The sequence below is a fragment of the Paenibacillus sp. oral taxon 786 str. D14 genome (genome assembly GCF_000159955.1).
GTDB classification, from domain to species: Bacteria; Bacillota; Bacilli; order Paenibacillales; family Paenibacillaceae; genus Fontibacillus; species Fontibacillus phoenicis.
The window spans coordinates 347,996-365,247 of record NZ_GG695973.1 but is presented as its reverse complement, the minus strand read 5'-3'; the positions used below and the strand labels follow the sequence as shown (position 1 = coordinate 365,247).

Below are 17,252 nucleotides of genomic sequence, written 5' to 3'. Positions count from 1 at the left end.
TGCGGCAAGCGCCCCGGCGCGAGCCTTTGCCGGAGCGCTTGCCGGTGCGGCGCAGGAATTCGCCCAGCGGTTTGGCTACGCCGCAATAGGCGCATATTTTTATCGCTTTCGCGGAAGTGGAGACGTGCTCAGGTTGCTGCTGCTGAGTCAAGGGGGTCACCTCAGTTTGGAATAGGCTGTAAGTAGGATCTGACTCCATTATACCTGATTCGATATAAATTAAGCCAAGACCGGCCGGTCTTGGCTTATGGTTTATGATAATGGATGTGATTTTGTAATGGGATGTTCCCAGGTTGCCGTTACTCGGACACGGTTGCGGGTTGTCTTAGGCTGCGCATTTTGGTTAAGATTTTGCGGATGCTTTCATCGGAGAGGTGAAATCTTTCGGCTAAATCCCGTACCTTGCTCCCGGCGCGGTACAAGCGAAAAATCTCTTCGTTTCGCTTGGCGATGGTGAGGCGGGAACCGCTCAGTTCTCCCCATAACGCCCTTGACCGTTCCGGCTTGGGAATGTATAGCAGCTCGCCCTGAATATAAGTTTGGAGCTCCTTCAGCAGCCTAGGGGGAAGAACATCCTTTCCATTTTTGTAATTCACGATCATGTACCTCCTTATTTCGTGCTCCGTCCTTGATTGCTGTTACGATATAAGTCAACATGCTCGCTTCCCCCTTTCAATTTAGTATTGGTAGCCGCTTCATCCAACCTTCTCGGTGTAGAGCAAACGACTTTTGACTTTAAATAAAGACAAAATTTGGTTTTAACTGGATCTATCTTAACACAGGTATCGTCAAACATAAATAAGGGAGGCTGTTCCCAGCCCCCCGTTTTATTGTGGTGCCGCTTACGCGACAGCCACCTCACTCACTGAAATCACTTCGATCAGCCCCCTTTCCCGTGATTCGTCGGCCCGACATCTATATTAACTCATATTTCCTGCCGCAGGAAAAGCGAAAGAACAACTATAAGTGTTTTTTACGTAAGGTATGCTAGAATAAATTTGGTATCATTCCATGTATCCTGTTTATCATGCTAACGATCAAGGAAGTGACTTGAAGGTGGATTTGTTTTCTTTCAATCAAGAGCAAAGCCCGGCGGGGCGGTTGCTGGCCGACCGGATGCGGCCGACCTCGCTGGATGAATATATCGGACAAGAGCATATCGTCGGCCCGGGCAAGCTGTTACGGCGGGCGATTGAAGCGGACCAGGTCTCCTCGATTTTACTGTACGGCCCTCCCGGCTGCGGCAAAACGACACTCGCCCACATTATCTCCCATCATACGAAGGCGGAGTTCGTCCGGCTAAACGCGGTGGATGCGTCGGTGAAGGATGTGCGCGAGGTAATTGAAAAAGCGCAGAACGACAAAGCTTTTTACGGCACGAAAACGATTCTGTTCCTGGACGAGGTCCATCGATTTAACAGCTCCAGACAAGATGCTTTACTGCCGGCGGTGGAAAAAGGTACGATCATCTTCATCGGTGCGACGACGGAAAATCCGTTCCACTACGTTAACGGCGCTCTTATGAGCCGTTCCACGCTGTTCCAGCTGGAGCCGCTGACGAAGGAGCACTCGCTGATCGCGATGCGGCGGGCTTTGGCCGACCAAGAGAAGGGGCTTGGCTTTATGCCGCTACAGGTTGACGAAGAGGCGCTGCTGCACATCGCTGCGATGGCGAACGGCGACATTCGGCGCGCGCTGAATGCCCTGGAGCTGGCGGCGATGACTACGCCCCCGCAACCGGACGGGACGGTGCACATCACGCTCGAAGTGGCGGAGGAATCGATCCGCCGGCCGCTCGTCAAAGCGGACGAGTCCACGCAATACGACGTGCTGTCGGCGTTTCATAAATCGATTCGCGGCTCCAGCGATGCGGCGGTGTTTTGGTTCCTGTACGCCGTAGAGAAGCTGGGGATGGATCCGATGACGTTTATCCGCCGACTGATCGCCGCCAGCAGCGAGGATATTGGCCTGGCCAACCCGCAGGCGATGGTGCAGGCGGTCAGCGCCTTAGAGGCTTACCGTAACAATGGCTGGCCAGAAGCGCGGCTGAACATTGTCCAGGCGATCCTGTTTGCGGTCGAAAGTCCAAAATCCAACGCGGTCGTAGAAGCGATCGGGAACGCCATGGCAGCGATTGAAGAGGTTAAATCCGCCGAAGTGCCGCTTCATTTGCGCGACACTCATTACAAGGGAGCGGCAAAGCTCGGGCACGAAGGCTACAAGTATCCGCATGATTACCCTGGGCATTACGTACAACAGGAGTATCTGCCGAAGCGATTGTCCGGCCGGACGTTCTACCATGCCACGGAACAGGGGAACGAAGCGAAGATCAAGCATAACCAGGAGCTGCGGCGCAGAAGCGGAAGGTAGAAGGGAAAGTGCGAGGCGAGGTAAGGTGACAACAGTTCATTTTTCGAGAAAAAGCAAAAGGCAAGACTCTCGCAAGCGAAGTTGCAAGAGCCCTGCCCTGCATAAAAAACGGGAGCCCCACATCATACGCTGACGCGGGGCTCCCGCTTTGTTGCTTAAGCTTGTACTGCCGGAATCTCAGTCCGCAGCTTCACCGGGGCTTCGATCGTGCCGCCACCGAGGCATTCTTCGCCTTGGTAGAACACGACGGCTTGGCCTGGGGTGATCGCTTTTTGCGGCTCATCAAATGCGACATGCACAGTGCCGTCCGGCTGCTTCGTCAGCGTCACGCCTTGATCGGGCTGACGGTACCGGAATTTCGCGGTGCATTTGTACGGCCCCTCCGGCATCTTGTCAGCGCCGGCGATCCAGTTGACGCCGGAAGCGATCAGCGATGTCGAGTACAGGCTCGGGTGCTTGTCGCCTTGCACAACATACAAAATGTTGCGCTCCAGATCCTTGTCGGCCACGAACCAAGGTTCACCGGTGCCGGAGCCGCCGATGCCCAACCCTTGGCGTTGTCCCAGCGTATAATACATCAGGCCGTCGTGGCGGCCCTTGACCTCGCCGGTGACAATGTCGATCATATCGCCGGATTGGGCCGGCAAGTAATTGCTCAGAAACTCCTTGAAATTCCGTTCGCCGATAAAGCAGACGCCGGTGCTGTCCTTCTTCTTCGCTGTATAGAGGCCAGCTTCTTCGGCGATCCGTCTTACCTCCGGCTTCGGCAGGTGGCCGATCGGGAACATCGCTTTGGACAACTGCTCCTGATTCAGGGCATTGAGGAAATACGTTTGATCCTTATTGCTGTCAACGCCGCGCAGCAGCTTGTACGTCTTGTTCTCTTCCACGACCCGTGCATAGTGCCCGGTCGCCACGTAATCCGCGCCGAGGTCCAGCGCTTTGTTCAAGAATTCGCCAAACTTGATTTCCCGGTTACACATGACGTCCGGGTTAGGCGTCCGGCCCCGCTTATATTCTTCGAGGAAATAGGCAAATACTTTATCGTAATATTGCTTCTCGAAGTTCACGGTATAGTAAGGGATATCGATCTGCTCGCAGACGCGGCGAACGTCTTCAGCGTCCGCTTCGGCTGTGCAGTAACCGAACTCGTCGGTATCGTCCCAGTTCTTCATAAATATACCGATGACGTCGTAGCCCTGCTGCTTCAGCAGGAGTGCCGTCACCGAGGAATCGACGCCGCCAGACATGCCGACGACGACGCGGGTTTCGCTGTTAGGCTTAGCCATCATTATCACTCCTTTGAGCGGCGAATCGCTCGTCGTTTATTTTACCACAATTGTCGCTTTATTTCCCAAAACACATATGATATGTTACGATAAGCACAGGGTAAAGATAGGAATAGGGAGGAATCCCCGGATTTGGGCGCGTATGTCGCGGAAGAACGCGGCGAATGGCCTGATACTGTTTTTTAAGGATCAAGGATTAATTATATAAAGTTTATTTGAAAATTGAAAGAGGTGCCTTCTTTGAAGATTTCGACAAAAGGACGCTACGGATTGACGATTATGATGGAGCTGGCCGCTAAATACGGCGAAGGGCCAACTTCCCTGAAAAGCATCGCCGAGAAAAACCAATTATCCGAGCATTACCTGGAGCAATTAATCGCGCCGCTGCGCAATGCCGGTCTGGTGAAGAGCGTGCGCGGTGCTTATGGCGGTTATATTCTTTCCAAAGAAGCTAGTGAAATTACGGCGGGAGACATCATTCGTGTGTTGGAAGGGCCGATTTCTCCGGTGGACTTTACCGAGGAGGACGATCCGGCCAAACGGGATTTGTGGCTGCGCATCCGCGACAGCATCGCTGAAGTGCTGGATTCGACGACGCTGGAGAATCTGGTGAACTACGAGGAACATGGAACCAAAGAAAATTACATGTTCTACATTTAGTCTGCGAACCGACTTGCCATCCACAATGAAATAAGATACAATCAACGAACAATTCGGTAGCCGTCCCGATTCCGGGGCGGTGATTTACGTTTTATCAAAAAGTTTTTGGGACAAGGTGAGAGCCATGAAGCATATTTATATAGATCATGCCGCTTCCACGCCGATCCATCCGGAGGTAGCGGAAACGATGCTGAAGGTGATGCGGGAGCAATTTGGCAACGCCTCCAGCGTTCATTATTTCGGTCGGGAGGCCAAACGTTTGGTGAACGGGGCGCGGGATACGGTTGCCGCACGCATCGGTTGCCGCCCGGATGAGCTGGTGTTTACCGGCGGAGGGACGGAGAGCGATAACCTGGCGTTGTTTGGCACGGCGTTTGCCCGGAAAGCGGAGGGACGTCATATTATTACGACCTCCATCGAGCATCATGCGGTGCTGCACTCCTGCGAGCGCTTGGAGAAGGACGGGTTTGAGGTGACCTATTTGCCTGTGGATCGTTATGGACAGGTGCATCCGGAGCAAGTGAGGGAGGCCATCCGGCCCGATACGATCTTGATCAGCGTGATGTATGGCAATAACGAGGTGGGAACGATTCAGCCGATTGCTGAAATCGGCGCGATCGCGAGGGAGCGGGGGATCGTTTTTCATGTGGATGCCGTGCAGGCGTTGGGCGCGTTGTCGATCTCCTGCCGGGATTTGCCGGTCGACTTGATGAGCTTCTCTTCGCATAAAATCAACGGTCCCCAAGGCGTCGGGGCTTTGTATGTACGTAAGGATCTGGTGCTGGAGCCGATTCAACACGGCGGGCTGCAGGAGCGCAAGCGCCGCGCTGGCACGGAAAATATGGCCGGCATCGCCGGCTTTGCCAAGGCCGTGGAATTGGCTGCGGCGGAGCGGGAGACGCGCGTCGCTCACGATGAGCAGCTGATCCGGGAGCTGCTGTCCGCACTGGAACAGCGGATCACCCGGGAGGCCTTCCATGTCAACGGCCATCCGACGAATCGGCTGCCGCATATCATCAACATCAGCTTCCCAGAGGTGGATTCGGAGACGATGCTGATGAATTTGGATATGGAGGGCATCGCTGCCTCCAGCGGCTCCGCATGCACCTCGGGGTCTCTGGAGCCGTCCCATGTGCTGGAAGCGATGCATCTTCCGGAAAGTTTTTTGCGTTCTGCGATTCGATTTAGCGTCGGAATGGGTAATACTAGGGAAGAAATTTACGAAATCACCGAAAAAATTGGAACCATCCTGGAACGTCTCCGTAGAAAAAAATAATGGGCATATTTTTGGGCTCAAATCGGCTTTTGCGGAGGGGAGGTTAGTTTTTTCGGTATTAGTATGAGATGCCCAAACAGGGAGTGTCCATTTCAACATGAGAATGCAAGAAATGATCGGTCTGACCGTCTATGATGTGGAGCGTGGCAAGAAGGTCGGGAAAGTCGTTGACCTCCTCCTGGACCACAATTGGTCGATCGTCGGCATCCAACTGGAGAATCGATTGTTTTGGAATTCCAGCGTCAAGGCCGTGCGATGGGAGGATATCGTGGCTTACGGTGAAGATGCCGTGATGATCTGCAATCAACAGGCTGTCCGCAAGTGGGAAGCCGAGAATATACAGAATACCTTCTTAACGGGAAATGGAAAATTAAAAGAACTGCCTGTCCTGACTGAAGACGGAATACGTCTAGGCCATGTAACGGATGTTTATTTTGAACACGAATTGGGAAATACAATTACTGGAATTGAAATTAGCGACGGGTTTTTCACCGATCTGATGGAAGGGCGCAAGCTGCTGCCATTTATGCCGGAAATGACCCGAGGGGAAAACGCGATCATGGTGCCCCTGGGCAGCGAACAGCTGCTTGAAAAGCCGTGAATTTTTTGTGGATGGATAGGTGATGGTTCTATGATGAAATGTCCAAATTGCAATTCCAAGGATATTGGGAAAATCGGCTCCCACCAGTTCTACTGCTGGGGTTGCTTTATCGAATTGACGGTAAACGGCGATAAAATGTCCGTATATCAAGTAGAAGAAGATGGAACGCTCAGCTCTCTGGATGATCTGTTCTTCGGCGAGGAAATGGTGCAGGACTTCCCGCAAATGCACGCTTCCTCGTAACAATATATTGCTGCTATGCTGTGAAGATGCACAAGCTGTCCCCTTTTTTATATCGAAGGGGGTGGCTTTTTTTTGTTTAGGCAGGAATCACTCTTCAAATGTTGACAACAATAATCATGACGAAACCGTGTTTTGATTTGATTGAGTTAGAAAGCGCTTTGAATTAGGATGAGGGTAGAAACACGGTAAGCCAACAAGCAAGACTGTTGATGATCCGTGCATCTTTATAAGGGGGTTACTCTTTATGGCTATAGCACAAACCAAACAGCCGTCTGCAGGAACCGGCGGAGCCCGGGTAAAGGTTCAGCAGTTCGGTCGTGCGCTCAGCGGTATGGTGATGCCGAATATCGGCGCGTTTATCGCATGGGGGCTCATTACCGCATTATTCATCCCGACCGGATGGATTCCGAACGAGTATCTCGGCAAACTGGTCGATCCAATGATCAAATATTTGCTGCCGCTCCTCATCGGCTACACCGGTGGGCAAATGGTTCACGGGAAACGGGGGGCGGTAACGGCAGCCATTGTGACGATGGGGGTTATCATCGGCAGCGACATCCCGATGTTTCTCGGCGCGATGATCGTTGGTCCATTGTCCGCTTGGGTCATTAAGCAGTTCGACAAATTGGTCGAGGGAAAAATTAAATCCGGCTTTGAAATGCTGGTGAACAACTTCTCGATCGGGATTCTGGGCGGTCTCATGGCTTTGGGATCATACTCCGGCATTGGACCGGTTGTAACCGCGATCAGCAAAGCGTTGTCTTCGGGCGTTGACTTCCTGGTGGACGCGAAATTGCTGCCTCTGGTCAACCTTATTATTGAACCGGGGAAAGTATTGTTCCTGAACAATGCAATCAACCACGGCGTAATTACGCCAATCGCTGCGGAAGAAGCACTTCGGGTTGGCAAATCGATGCTGTTTATGCTCGAATCGAACCCAGGCCCAGGTCTGGGGATCCTGCTGGCTTACTGGATCTTCGGTCGCGGCATGGCGAAACAATCGGCTCCAGGCGCGGTTGTGATTCACTTCCTGGGCGGGATTCACGAGATTTACTTCCCGTACATTTTGATGAAACCGATTCTGGTGCTGGCTGCAATGGCTGGCGGCGTTGCCGGTACGTTTACGTTCCAATTGACCGGTGCAGGTCTTGTAGGTTCTCCTTCTCCGGGTAGTATTTTTGCTTACTTCCTGATGACGCCAAAAGGCGGATACGTCCCAATGTTAAGCGGGGTCATTGTTGCGGCAGTCGTTTCGTTCCTTGTTGCGTCGCTGCTGCTCAAAACGGGTAAACAAACGGATGAAGAAATGGACTTGGAAGAAGCTTCGGCGAAAGTGAAAGAAATGAAAGCTGCAGGTACGAAGAACACGGCGGCAGCCCCTGCTGCTGCAGGCGGCGTGAAGAAACAAACGGTGAACAAAATCGTGTTCGCTTGCGACGCTGGTATGGGTTCCAGTGCGATGGGTGCATCCGTTCTGAGGAAGAAAATGCAGGACGCCGGCGTGAAGGTGACGGTCGTGAACTCGGCAGTCAGCGAAATTCCAAGCGACGCCGACATCGTCATTACGCAAAAAACGCTGACGGATCGCGCGATCGCCAACAAACCGGACGCCGAGCATATCTCCATTGATAATTTCCTGAAGAGTCCCAAATACGATGAACTGGTTGAGCGTTTGAAAGGCTAAGCAACGCCAGTTACGATGCGGGGGCAGAACACTGGCGATTTTCGCCGGTGTTTTGCGTCTATATTAGGAGAGACTTGATATGCGGAAAATGACCGCACGACAAAAGCAAATCCTCGTTCTCCTCCTCGGACGCAAGCACGGGATGACCGCTGCGGAAATCGCAGCGGAGATCAACGTCAGCGTCAGAACGGTTCACCGGGAACTGGACGAGATTGAAAAAATATTAGCCTATTTCGGCTTAGTCCTGCACCGTAAATCCGGTACCGGAATCTCTGTCTGGAGCAATGCCGAAGGCAGCGAGGAGGGCGAGAAGCTGCAAGAGGCCAAACGATTGCTGCTGGTCGATAAGCCCAGCGACTATTCCGTCGAGGAGCGGCATCTCTTACTGATCTGCCGTTTGCTTGAGGAGCAGGAGCCGTGTAAGCTATTTACGCTGGCCCATGGCCTAAAGGTGACGGTAGCGACCATCAGCAGCGATTTGGACGAGGTGGAGCCCTGGTTCAGCCGCTTTGGGCTGGAACTGGTTCGCCGCCGCGGCTACGGCGTCGAGTTGCTTGGCGAGGAACAGCAGAAACGCGCGGCGTTATGCCAACTGGCGGCTGAGCATTTGGATTACTCCGACTTGATTGGAGGCTCGCCGGAAAACCAAGTCTCCTCCGCCACGGCCAGACTGCTCGAGGTCGTTGGGACGGATAACCTGATGACGGTAGAAAACACGCTATGGGCGATGAATTGGAGCTGGACGGAGCATTTGTCCGAAAATGCCTACACGCAGCTGCTCATTCGTCTCTCCGTTTCAGTGAATCGGATCAAGGCAGGAAGGCTGGTTAGTTGCGCAGGCAAGAACCGCAAGCTACCTCCCGTCGGGGGCGGAGAGCAGGATGAGGCAGAAACGGCCCGATTCGCTTCTCGTTTGGCCGAGAAGCTCGAGCTGACATTCCCGCCGGAGGAAATCGCTTATATGAACGGCTTGTTCAGCCGGGCCAAAGAAGCTTCACCCGAGCTCGTCCAAGCGGATATGGAGCTGGTCGATACGGTGTATCGGCTGACCGAGAACGTCGTTAAGCGTACCGGAATTCCGTTCCAGGAGGATCGACTGCTCCGAAGCGGTCTGCTAGAGCATATGGGCCCGGCTTTCAAACGCATCCGCGAAGGCTCCCGCATCCGCAACCCGTTGTTGGGCGCCATTCGTAAAGACTACGATGAATTGTTTGGCATCGTACGTGAGGCGATGAACGAAAGTGTGGCCGGCTTAGAAATCCCGGACGAAGAGATCGGCTTCCTGGTGATGCATTTCGGAGCCTCCATGGAGCGTCTGAACCAGCTTGGCCTCAGCGTACGGGCGATTCTGGTCTGCTCGAGCGGGCTAAGCTCCTCCAAGCTGCTGGCCACGCGGCTTGCCAAAGAAATGCCGCAAATCGAAGTGCTGGGCAATGTCTCGTGGTACGAGGCGAAGCGGCTTCCCGAATCCGATTACGACTTAATCATCTCGACGATTGATTTGCCTCTTCCAGAGGATCGTTACGTGAAGCTAAGTCCGTTGTTAACGGACGAGGACACCGAGCGGCTGCTCGAGTACGTCCAGCGTACGGTATTAAAATCGCGGAAGATGACACCTGAGCCGGAATCCACAAAAACAAGGGCTTTTGACAAGGTACGGTCGCTGTCGGTGTCTCTGAACGAGGTTGTCAGCCTACTGGAGCAATTCGACGTGCGTGTGCTAAATAACAGGGGATTTTCACTGCGGGAGACAGTTACGGTGGCGCTGGAGGAAATGAACCGGTTATTCGTCCCGCCGTCCGGTTCCGCAAGCTTTGGGCCGGAGGAGTGGCAGACGAAGCACACTGTATCCGATGTGCAGGCTGTAACCGACCGTTTGCTGGAACGGGAGAAAATGGCCAGTCAGGTGATTCCGGGGACTTCGCTGGCGCTGTTCCATACACGAACCCGGTTCGTGAATTACCGTTCGCTGGCGTTGTTCCGGCTGGAAGAACCCGTGGTGTTGGACGGGGGAACAGAAGTTAGTGCGCTGCTATTTATGCTCGCGCCGCGGGAGCTGTCGCGCGAGAGCTTGGAAGTGCTGAGCGAAATCAGCGCCTTGCTGCTGAAGCCGGAGCTGGTGGAGCTGCTGGAAACCGGAGAACGTCAGGAGATCCGAAATTTTTTGGCGACCGAGCTGTTGGTTTATTTTGAGAATTTGTAAACAAAAGAGAAGATAGGATAACGTGGAAAGGGAGAGAACAATCATGAAATTATTGTCTAAAGAGAAAATTATATTAAATGGAAAAGCGAGCGATAAATATGAAGCGATCCGCCTCGCCGGAAAGCTGCTGGTTGACGCGGGTCATGTGACGGAAGAATACGTGGACAAAATGATCGAGCGTGAAGAGATCGTCTCCACCTATATGGGCGGAGGTTTGGCGATCCCGCACGGGACGAAAGAAGCCAAAGGCATGATTTTCTCGACCGGACTGTCGGTTGTCCGCTTCCCTGAAGGCGTTGATTTCGGCGGGGATGAGCCGGCCTTTATCGTGATTGGCATCGCCGCAGCCGGCGGGGATCACATGGAAGTACTGACCAATGTCGCTATGGTGTTCACGGACGAATCCAATTTGGAACGAATTATGAATGCCACAACGGAAGAAGAAATTGCGGAGATCCTTGAAGGGGGCATGGAAGGATGAAGGCGGTCCATTTTGGTGCAGGCAATATCGGCAGAGGATTTATCGGTTTGCTGTTGTCCCGTTCCGGTTACGAAGTATGCTTTGTCGATGTGAACGAGAAGCTCGTTTCGGAGTTGGCACGGCGTAAGGAATACCCTGTTACCCTGGCGAGCGATCAGCAGGAGACGGTCATCGTAAAAGGCGTGACGGCGATTAACAGTATGAGTGATCCCGCTGCTGCTGCCCAGACGATTGCTGAGGCCGATTTGGTCACGACGGCGGTTGGTGTGACCATCCTGAAGCATATCGCCGGTACGATCGCCCAAGGGCTGGTGTTGCGGAAAAACGAAGCTGCGGCTTCCCCGCTGCATATCATTGCCTGCGAGAACGCGATCGGCGGCAGCTCCCAGCTCAAGGAGCATGTCTATGCCCAGTTGGATGAAGCCACACGGCAGTGGGCGGACCGTCATGTAGCGTTTCCCGATGCGGCGGTCGACCGGATCGTTCCGTTGCAACAGCATGAGGACCCGCTGCAGGTTGTGGTGGAACCTTTTTATGAATGGGCGGTTGACCAATCGCAAATGTTTGACGGCTTCCATCGGGTCGAAGGCGTTCACTATGTTGACCGGTTGGAGCCTTATATCGAACGCAAGCTGTTTACCGTAAATACCGGCCATTGCTCGGCCGCTTATATGGGATATCTGCAGGGCCATGCCACGATTCAGGAAGCGATGAATGATCAAAAAGTCGCCCAGCATGTGCGCGCCGTCCTCTCGGAGACCGGGGCGGTGCTTGTGGCGAAACATGGATTTTCGCCAGCCGAGCATCAGGCGTATATCGATACGATTCTGGAGCGCTTCGCCAATCCGGCGCTGACGGACGAGGTTTCGCGGGTCGGCCGTTCACCGATCCGCAAGCTGTCCGCCGGCGATCGGCTGGTCTCCCCGGCAACGCAGGCGTATGAACGGGAGTTTGGATACGGCTACCTGGCGCTGACGATGGCGATGGCGCTCTGTTTCGATGTTCCGGACGACCCGGAAGCCGCGGAGCTGCAGGCGTCGCTGCGAGAAGTTGGCGCTTCGCAGACCCTGGCCAAATACACCGGCCTCGACGCCGAGCACCCGATCCATCAAGCGGTGCTGGCGCATTATGAGGAGTTGAAGAGCCGCTAAGCGGTGGCAAGCAGGGGAAGAGCTTATTCAGGGCATGTGAATAACGACCTCGGGCCGCTCTTGTCCGCCGTTTGTCACGGATGAGATGAGAGGCTTGAAGCTCTTCTCCGGCTCGCTTCAGCAGCCCGGATGCATCGGTAACACCAGATGTATCCGGGCTTTTTGGTTGTGGATGTCCGTGGGGGGTCTAACGGACCCAGGAGACCTTATTCGCTTCTGGATCCGGTAGTCGGGAATCTAACGGACTGAGAAGACCTTATTCAACTGGAGTTGCCCCTGTTAGCTGCATTTCGAGCTGATTAAGGGCCACTGGGTCCGTTACATCGGGAAATGGACGGGAAATGACCTAATAGCGTCTCTCAGGTCCGTTACGAGCAAGCGGCTCCACGCAATCCTTACTTACATGCCCGGACAATCATGCCTTGCAGATTGCCGGGCCACAGCTACACCCCCCGGCGGCGAAGAACCGGGGATTGGTGGGAGCGATGAAGAAGAGCACCAAAGGCCAGAGGGGGAAATGATTCTGGAGAAACTAAACTTCAACTCTTTTCAAGCTCTCGTACCCCACATCCCCGCCTCTTCGCCGCCCCCTCTCATAAATTTACCTTCCCAGACAAATACTGATCTATACGAGTAATTCGCTGTGAAGTAGGGAGGGGCGTAGCATCGATGGGACCCAATGAACAGAAGGAGCAAGCGCACAAGCAGCAGAAGGAGCAAGCGCACAAGCAGCAGAAGGAGCAAGCGCAAAAGGAACCGAAAAAGCAAGAAGAGCGGGAAGAGCAGAAGCAACCGCTGGTACCGATCACCCAAAGCAAGCTGTTCCAATATGGCGTTTGGCTGTTGTTGGGGCTGGTGATCCTGTTTTTGTGTGGCAGCTGCGGCCGATGTTTGCGCTCGTCTACCGATTTTTGAAGGCCGTTTTCGCTCCGTTTGTCATCGCCATCATTATTTCTTATGTCTTAAATCCGATCGTTCGGATGCTTGGCGGGCGGAGGGTGCCGCGGACGATGGCCGTGCTGCTGATCTATGCGGTGTTTCTGACCGGCTTGTGCGTGGTGCTCATGAACGTGATTCCGATGTTCGTCGAACAGCTGGAGGAGCTGGGCGAGCATTTGCCGGAGCTTACCCTTCACACCCAGCAAATGATGAATCGTTGGGACAACGGTATTTTGCCGGGGAGCATCCGCATGGGGATGAACAACTGGTTTTATCAATTTGAAAACCGCTTGGCAAGCGCTATCTCCGGCTTCCTGGACAATATCGGAACAACGATCGGCGTCGTGTTTAATGCGTTTATTATCCCGTTCCTGATCTTCTACATGCTGAAGGACATCGAGCTGATCGAGCGGCTGATCCTGCAGTACTTGCCGCGCTCGCGGCGCAAGTCGATCATCACGCTGCTGAAGGAAATCGATATGGCTCTGGGTAACTATGTCCGGGGGCAACTGCTGGTGTGCGTCATTATCGGTGTGCTCGCCTATATCGGCTATATGTTAATCGGCATGCCGTTTGCGCTGCTGCTGGCGGGAGTGGTTGCTCTGTGCAACATCATCCCTTACCTGGGCCCATTTCTCGGGGCTGCCCCGGCCTTGGTTATGGCGACAACGATTTCTTGGAAAATGGTGCTGCTGGTCCTGCTCGTCAACATGCTGTGCCAAACGATCGAAAGTAACGTCATTTCCCCGCAGGTGGTTGGACGTAGCTTACATATGCACCCGATGCTGATCATTTTGGCGCTTCTCATTGGCGGGGAGTTGGCGGGGGTGCCCGGGTTGATTTTGGCGGTGCCGTTTTTTGCCGTGGTGAAGGTAGTTATTCAGCATTTCTATGCCTACTACGTTCGCCGCAAAGCGATGTAACGCAAGGTGGACAAGCTGCATTGACACGGCGTTCCTCGCCTTATATACTTAAAATGTTATGTGAAAATTTTCAAAGCGTTGATGAAATCAAGTACGTTCGGCAAGCGGATTTGCCAGAGAAGGGTTCCGCTGCAGGCGGCGTCCCGCAAGGGGGGCCGAGGCGGTGGCTGAGAGAACCTGAAATCTCGCGCGGACGGAAAGCTAATTTCGGAGTGTGGGCTACAAATTCACCGGCAGGTCCCCGTTATCGGACCGACGAGGCGATCGCTTTAGAACGCCGGCGGACAACCCGTCCAGCCGCATCGGAAGCGATAACCAGGGTGGTACCGCGATGCAAATCGTCCCTGATTTTCAGGGGCGTTTTTATTTTTAGAGGAACATTTAGGAGGTCAAGACGATGAAAGCAAGTGAAATCCGTTCCAAATGGCTGGAGTTCTTTGCCAGCAAAGGCCATAAAATCGAACCCAGCGCTTCACTCGTCCCGCATAACGATCCTTCGCTCTTGTGGATCAATGCAGGGATGGCGCCGCTGAAGCCTTATTTCGACGGGCGGATAAAGCCGGAAAATCCGCGCCTCGCCAACTCGCAAAAATGTATTCGCACGAATGATATCGAAAACGTCGGGAAGACGCGCCGGCACCATACGTTTTTTGAGATGCTGGGCAATTTCTCGATCGGGGACTATTTTAAAGAAGAAGCGATTACTTGGGCTTGGGAATTCCTGACGGACAAGAAATGGATCGGTTTTGATCCGGATCGCCTGTCGGTCACCGTATATCCTGAGGATGAAGAAGCGTTTAAGCTGTGGAATGAAAAAATCGGGATCCCTGCAGATCGCATCATTAAGCTGGAGGATAACTTCTGGGATATCGGTGAAGGGCCTTGCGGACCTTGTACGGAAATTTTCTACGACCGCGGCGAAGCTTACGGCGATCTATCTGATCCGGAATGTTACCCGGGCGGGGAAAATGAACGGTTCCTTGAAGTGTGGAATCTGGTGTTCTCACAATTCAACCACAACAAGGACGGCAGCTATACGCCGCTTCCGAATAAAAACATCGATACCGGGGCCGGCCTCGAGCGGTTTGCGTCGATTTTGCAGGACGTGAACTCCAACTTCGACACCGACCTGTTCCAACCGATTATCCAAAAAACGGCAAGCCTGGCTGGGGTAACTTACGGCGCTGCTGAGGACAGTGACGTCGCACTTAAGGTTATCGCCGACCATATCCGTACGGTGACCTTTGCGGTAGCTGACGGCGTCCTGCCGTCGAACGAAGGCCGCGGCTATGTCATTCGCCGCCTGCTGCGCCGTGCGGTACGTTATGGCAAGCTGATCGGATTGGACAAACCGTTTATGTTCAGCTTGGTAGAGACGGTTGGCGACATTATGGGCACCTATTATCCGGATGTTGTTATTAAACGCGAGTTTATTGAGAAAGTCATCCGCACCGAAGAGGAACGCTTCCATGAAACGTTGAGCGACGGCTTGGCTATTCTGGCCGATATCAGTGCCGAAGCGAAAGCGCAAGGACGCACGCAGATCAGCGGGGACGATGCGTTTAAGCTGTACGACACCTACGGCTTCCCGCTGGATTTGACTGAGGATTTCGCAGCGGAGCATGGTCTTAGCGTCGATCGCGAAGGCTTTGAAGCAGCGATGGAAGAACAACGTGAACGCGCCCGGGCAGCCCGTCACGAAAGCGGCAGCATGATGGTGCAGGGCGGCGTTTTGGCGGATTTTACGACTAAAACCGAATTCGTTGGATATAATGAGCTTGAAGTTACCACCAGCATTGTAGCTATTGTGGTCGACGACGCTTTCGTGGATACGCTTGGTGAGGGCCAATCGGGTCAAGTGATTCTGGCTTCCACGCCGTTCTATGCGGAAAGCGGCGGTCAGGTCAGCGACCAGGGGACGATTCACAACGACTCCGCTAGCGCAACCGTGGAAGGCTTGTTTAAAGCCCCTCATGGGCAGCATGTCCATCAAGTCACGGTGAAGACCGGCGAACTGCGGGTTGGTGCCGAAGTTACCGCTTCCGTGGATCGGGAACAACGCAGCCATACGGTGAAGAACCATACGGCAACCCATCTGCTGCATAAAGCGTTGAAGGAGACGCTTGGCGAACACGTGAACCAGGCCGGCTCCCTCGTTGAACCGCAGCGCTTGCGCTTCGACTTCTCCCACCTCGGCAGCATCTCGCCGGAGGAACTGGCCGAAATCGAACGCCGCGTCAACGAACAGATTTGGAATGCCTTGCCTGTAACGACCTCGCTGAAGCCAATTGATGAAGCGAAAGCGATGGGGGCAATGGCGCTGTTCGGTGAGAAGTACGGGGACATCGTCCGCGTCGTCAAGGTTGGCGACTACAGCTTGGAGCTTTGCGGCGGCTGCCACGTGAACAACTCGGCTGAGATCGGCCTGTTCAAAATCGTCAGCGAAAGCGGCATCGGTTCCGGGGTACGCCGGATCGAAGCGGTGACTGGACGCGGCGCATATCTGTTTATGGATGGACAGCTGGACCTGCTGAAGCAAGCGGCTGGCCTGTTGAAAGCCAACGTAAACGATGTGCCGAAGCGGGTTGAGGGATTGTTCCAGCAGCTTAAGGAATTGAGTCGTGAGAACGAATCGCTGCAAAGCAAGCTGAGCGTCATCGAAGCCGGCGAATTGACGAGCCAAGTGGTGAGCGTTGGCCAAACCAAGCTGTTGGCTGCACGCGTGCAAGCCGGCAGTATGGATGCGCTGCGCACGCTGGCTGACGAGCTGAAGGTGAAATTGCCGGATGCCGTGCTGGTGTTGGGCGCGCCAAACGAAGACAAAGTAAATTTTGTCGTCGTTGTTCCGAAGGAAGAAGTGGCTCGCGGATTGCATGCCGGCAAGCTCGTCAAGGAAATTGCGGCGGTATGCGGCGGCGGAGGCGGCGGTCGTCCGGATATGGCTCAGGCCGGAGGCAAGGATGCCAGCAAGCTGGACGAAGCATTAAAAGTAGCAGCGGAGTGGATTGCTTCCCAAGCCTGAGAAGGTGGTGAAATTTGACGGGGCATATCACTGAAAATTTCCTTATGGAACCCATGATATGGTATAGTATGATTAGGCTAAGAGGAAAACAGCTGCGATCATAAAGGCGTATGTCGAAGAAGCGAGGTGTCATCATGGACTCCATGGATAAAACCGTCAAATTTAACGTCAAGGGCGATGAACTAGAAGCGTCGGCGCAGGAGATTCTTCTTACGGTTTACCAGGCTTTGCAGGAGAAGGAGTATAATCCGGTAAACCAGATCGTCGGATATCTGTTATCGGGGGATCCGGCCTATATACCGCGTCATAACAATGCGAGAAGTTTGGTTCGCAAGAAGGAACGCGACGAGCTGATCGAAGAGCTGGTGCGCTTTTACATGGCGAATCACCGTTGATGGCAGCGAACCTTC

General features: G+C 53.8%; 13 protein-coding genes and 1 pseudogene. 12 read left to right on the top strand and 2 right to left on the bottom strand.

What is annotated here, in order from left to right; genetic code table 11:
* Positions 1–299 precede the first annotated feature (299 nt).
* Complete coding sequence (locus POTG_RS08360) at positions 300–602, bottom strand: CD3324 family protein (RefSeq protein WP_009224396.1); 303 nt, start codon at positions 600–602, stop codon at positions 300–302.
* Positions 603–1,056: 454 nt separating this feature from the next.
* On the opposite strand from POTG_RS08360, the gene POTG_RS08355 reads away from it, so the two are divergent.
* Entirely contained in the window at positions 1,057–2,370 is a 1,314-nt protein-coding gene (locus POTG_RS08355) for a replication-associated recombination protein A (RefSeq protein ID WP_036644720.1), read from the top strand.
* Positions 2,371–2,525: 155 nt separating this feature from the next.
* Here the strand turns inward: POTG_RS08355 and mnmA are convergent, their stop codons facing one another.
* Complete coding sequence (mnmA, locus tag POTG_RS08350; protein ID WP_036644718.1) at positions 2,526–3,659, bottom strand: tRNA 2-thiouridine(34) synthase MnmA; 1,134 nt, start codon at positions 3,657–3,659, stop codon at positions 2,526–2,528.
* Positions 3,660–3,899: 240 nt separating this feature from the next.
* On the opposite strand from mnmA, the gene cymR reads away from it, so the two are divergent.
* The 11 genes and pseudogenes from cymR (at position 3,900) to POTG_RS08295 (ending at position 17,237) form a co-directional block, all read left to right on the top strand.
* Positions 3,900–4,319 (top strand): cysteine metabolism transcriptional regulator CymR, encoded by a 420-nt coding sequence (cymR, locus tag POTG_RS08345; RefSeq protein WP_036644716.1) that lies wholly within the window; start codon positions 3,900–3,902, stop codon positions 4,317–4,319.
* Positions 4,320–4,443: 124 nt separating this feature from the next.
* Positions 4,444–5,595: a cysteine desulfurase family protein gene (locus POTG_RS08340; RefSeq protein WP_009224392.1), complete on the top strand. Its 1,152-nt coding sequence runs from the start codon at positions 4,444–4,446 to the stop codon at positions 5,593–5,595.
* Between the two features lie 97 nt (positions 5,596–5,692).
* Entirely contained in the window at positions 5,693–6,196 is a 504-nt protein-coding gene (locus POTG_RS08335) for a PRC-barrel domain-containing protein (RefSeq protein WP_009224391.1), read from the top strand.
* Positions 6,197–6,229: 33 nt separating this feature from the next.
* Positions 6,230–6,439, top strand: coding sequence for a hypothetical protein (locus POTG_RS08330; protein WP_026263546.1), 210 nt, complete (start codon positions 6,230–6,232; stop codon positions 6,437–6,439).
* 244 nt (positions 6,440–6,683) lie between these two features.
* The gene (locus POTG_RS08325; protein ID WP_009224389.1) at positions 6,684–8,123 is read left to right on the top strand and encodes a PTS mannitol transporter subunit IICB; all 1,440 of its coding nucleotides are present in this window, start codon (positions 6,684–6,686) and stop codon (positions 8,121–8,123) included.
* Positions 8,124–8,202: 79 nt separating this feature from the next.
* On the top strand, positions 8,203–10,326 hold the full coding sequence (locus POTG_RS08320; protein ID WP_009224388.1) for a BglG family transcription antiterminator: 2,124 nt from the start codon (positions 8,203–8,205) through the stop codon (positions 10,324–10,326).
* Between the two features lie 43 nt (positions 10,327–10,369).
* A complete protein-coding gene (locus POTG_RS08315) occupies positions 10,370–10,807 on the top strand; it encodes a PTS sugar transporter subunit IIA (RefSeq protein WP_009224387.1) in 438 nt (145 codons plus the stop codon).
* Positions 10,804–11,958: a mannitol-1-phosphate 5-dehydrogenase gene (locus POTG_RS08310; protein ID WP_009224386.1), complete on the top strand. Its 1,155-nt coding sequence runs from the start codon at positions 10,804–10,806 to the stop codon at positions 11,956–11,958. The genes POTG_RS08315 and POTG_RS08310 overlap by 4 nt, the downstream gene beginning before the upstream one ends.
* Before the next feature lie 795 nt (positions 11,959–12,753).
* Positions 12,754–13,820: pseudogene (locus POTG_RS08305) on the top strand (AI-2E family transporter).
* 397 nt (positions 13,821–14,217) lie between these two features.
* On the top strand, positions 14,218–16,842 hold the full coding sequence (gene alaS, locus POTG_RS08300; RefSeq protein ID WP_009224383.1) for an alanine--tRNA ligase: 2,625 nt from the start codon (positions 14,218–14,220) through the stop codon (positions 16,840–16,842).
* Between the two features lie 134 nt (positions 16,843–16,976).
* Positions 16,977–17,237 carry an IreB family regulatory phosphoprotein gene (locus tag POTG_RS08295; protein WP_016311191.1) on the top strand — a complete coding sequence of 87 codons (261 nt, stop codon included), beginning with the start codon at positions 16,977–16,979 and terminating at the stop codon, positions 17,235–17,237.
* Positions 17,238–17,252: the final 15 nt, after the last annotated feature.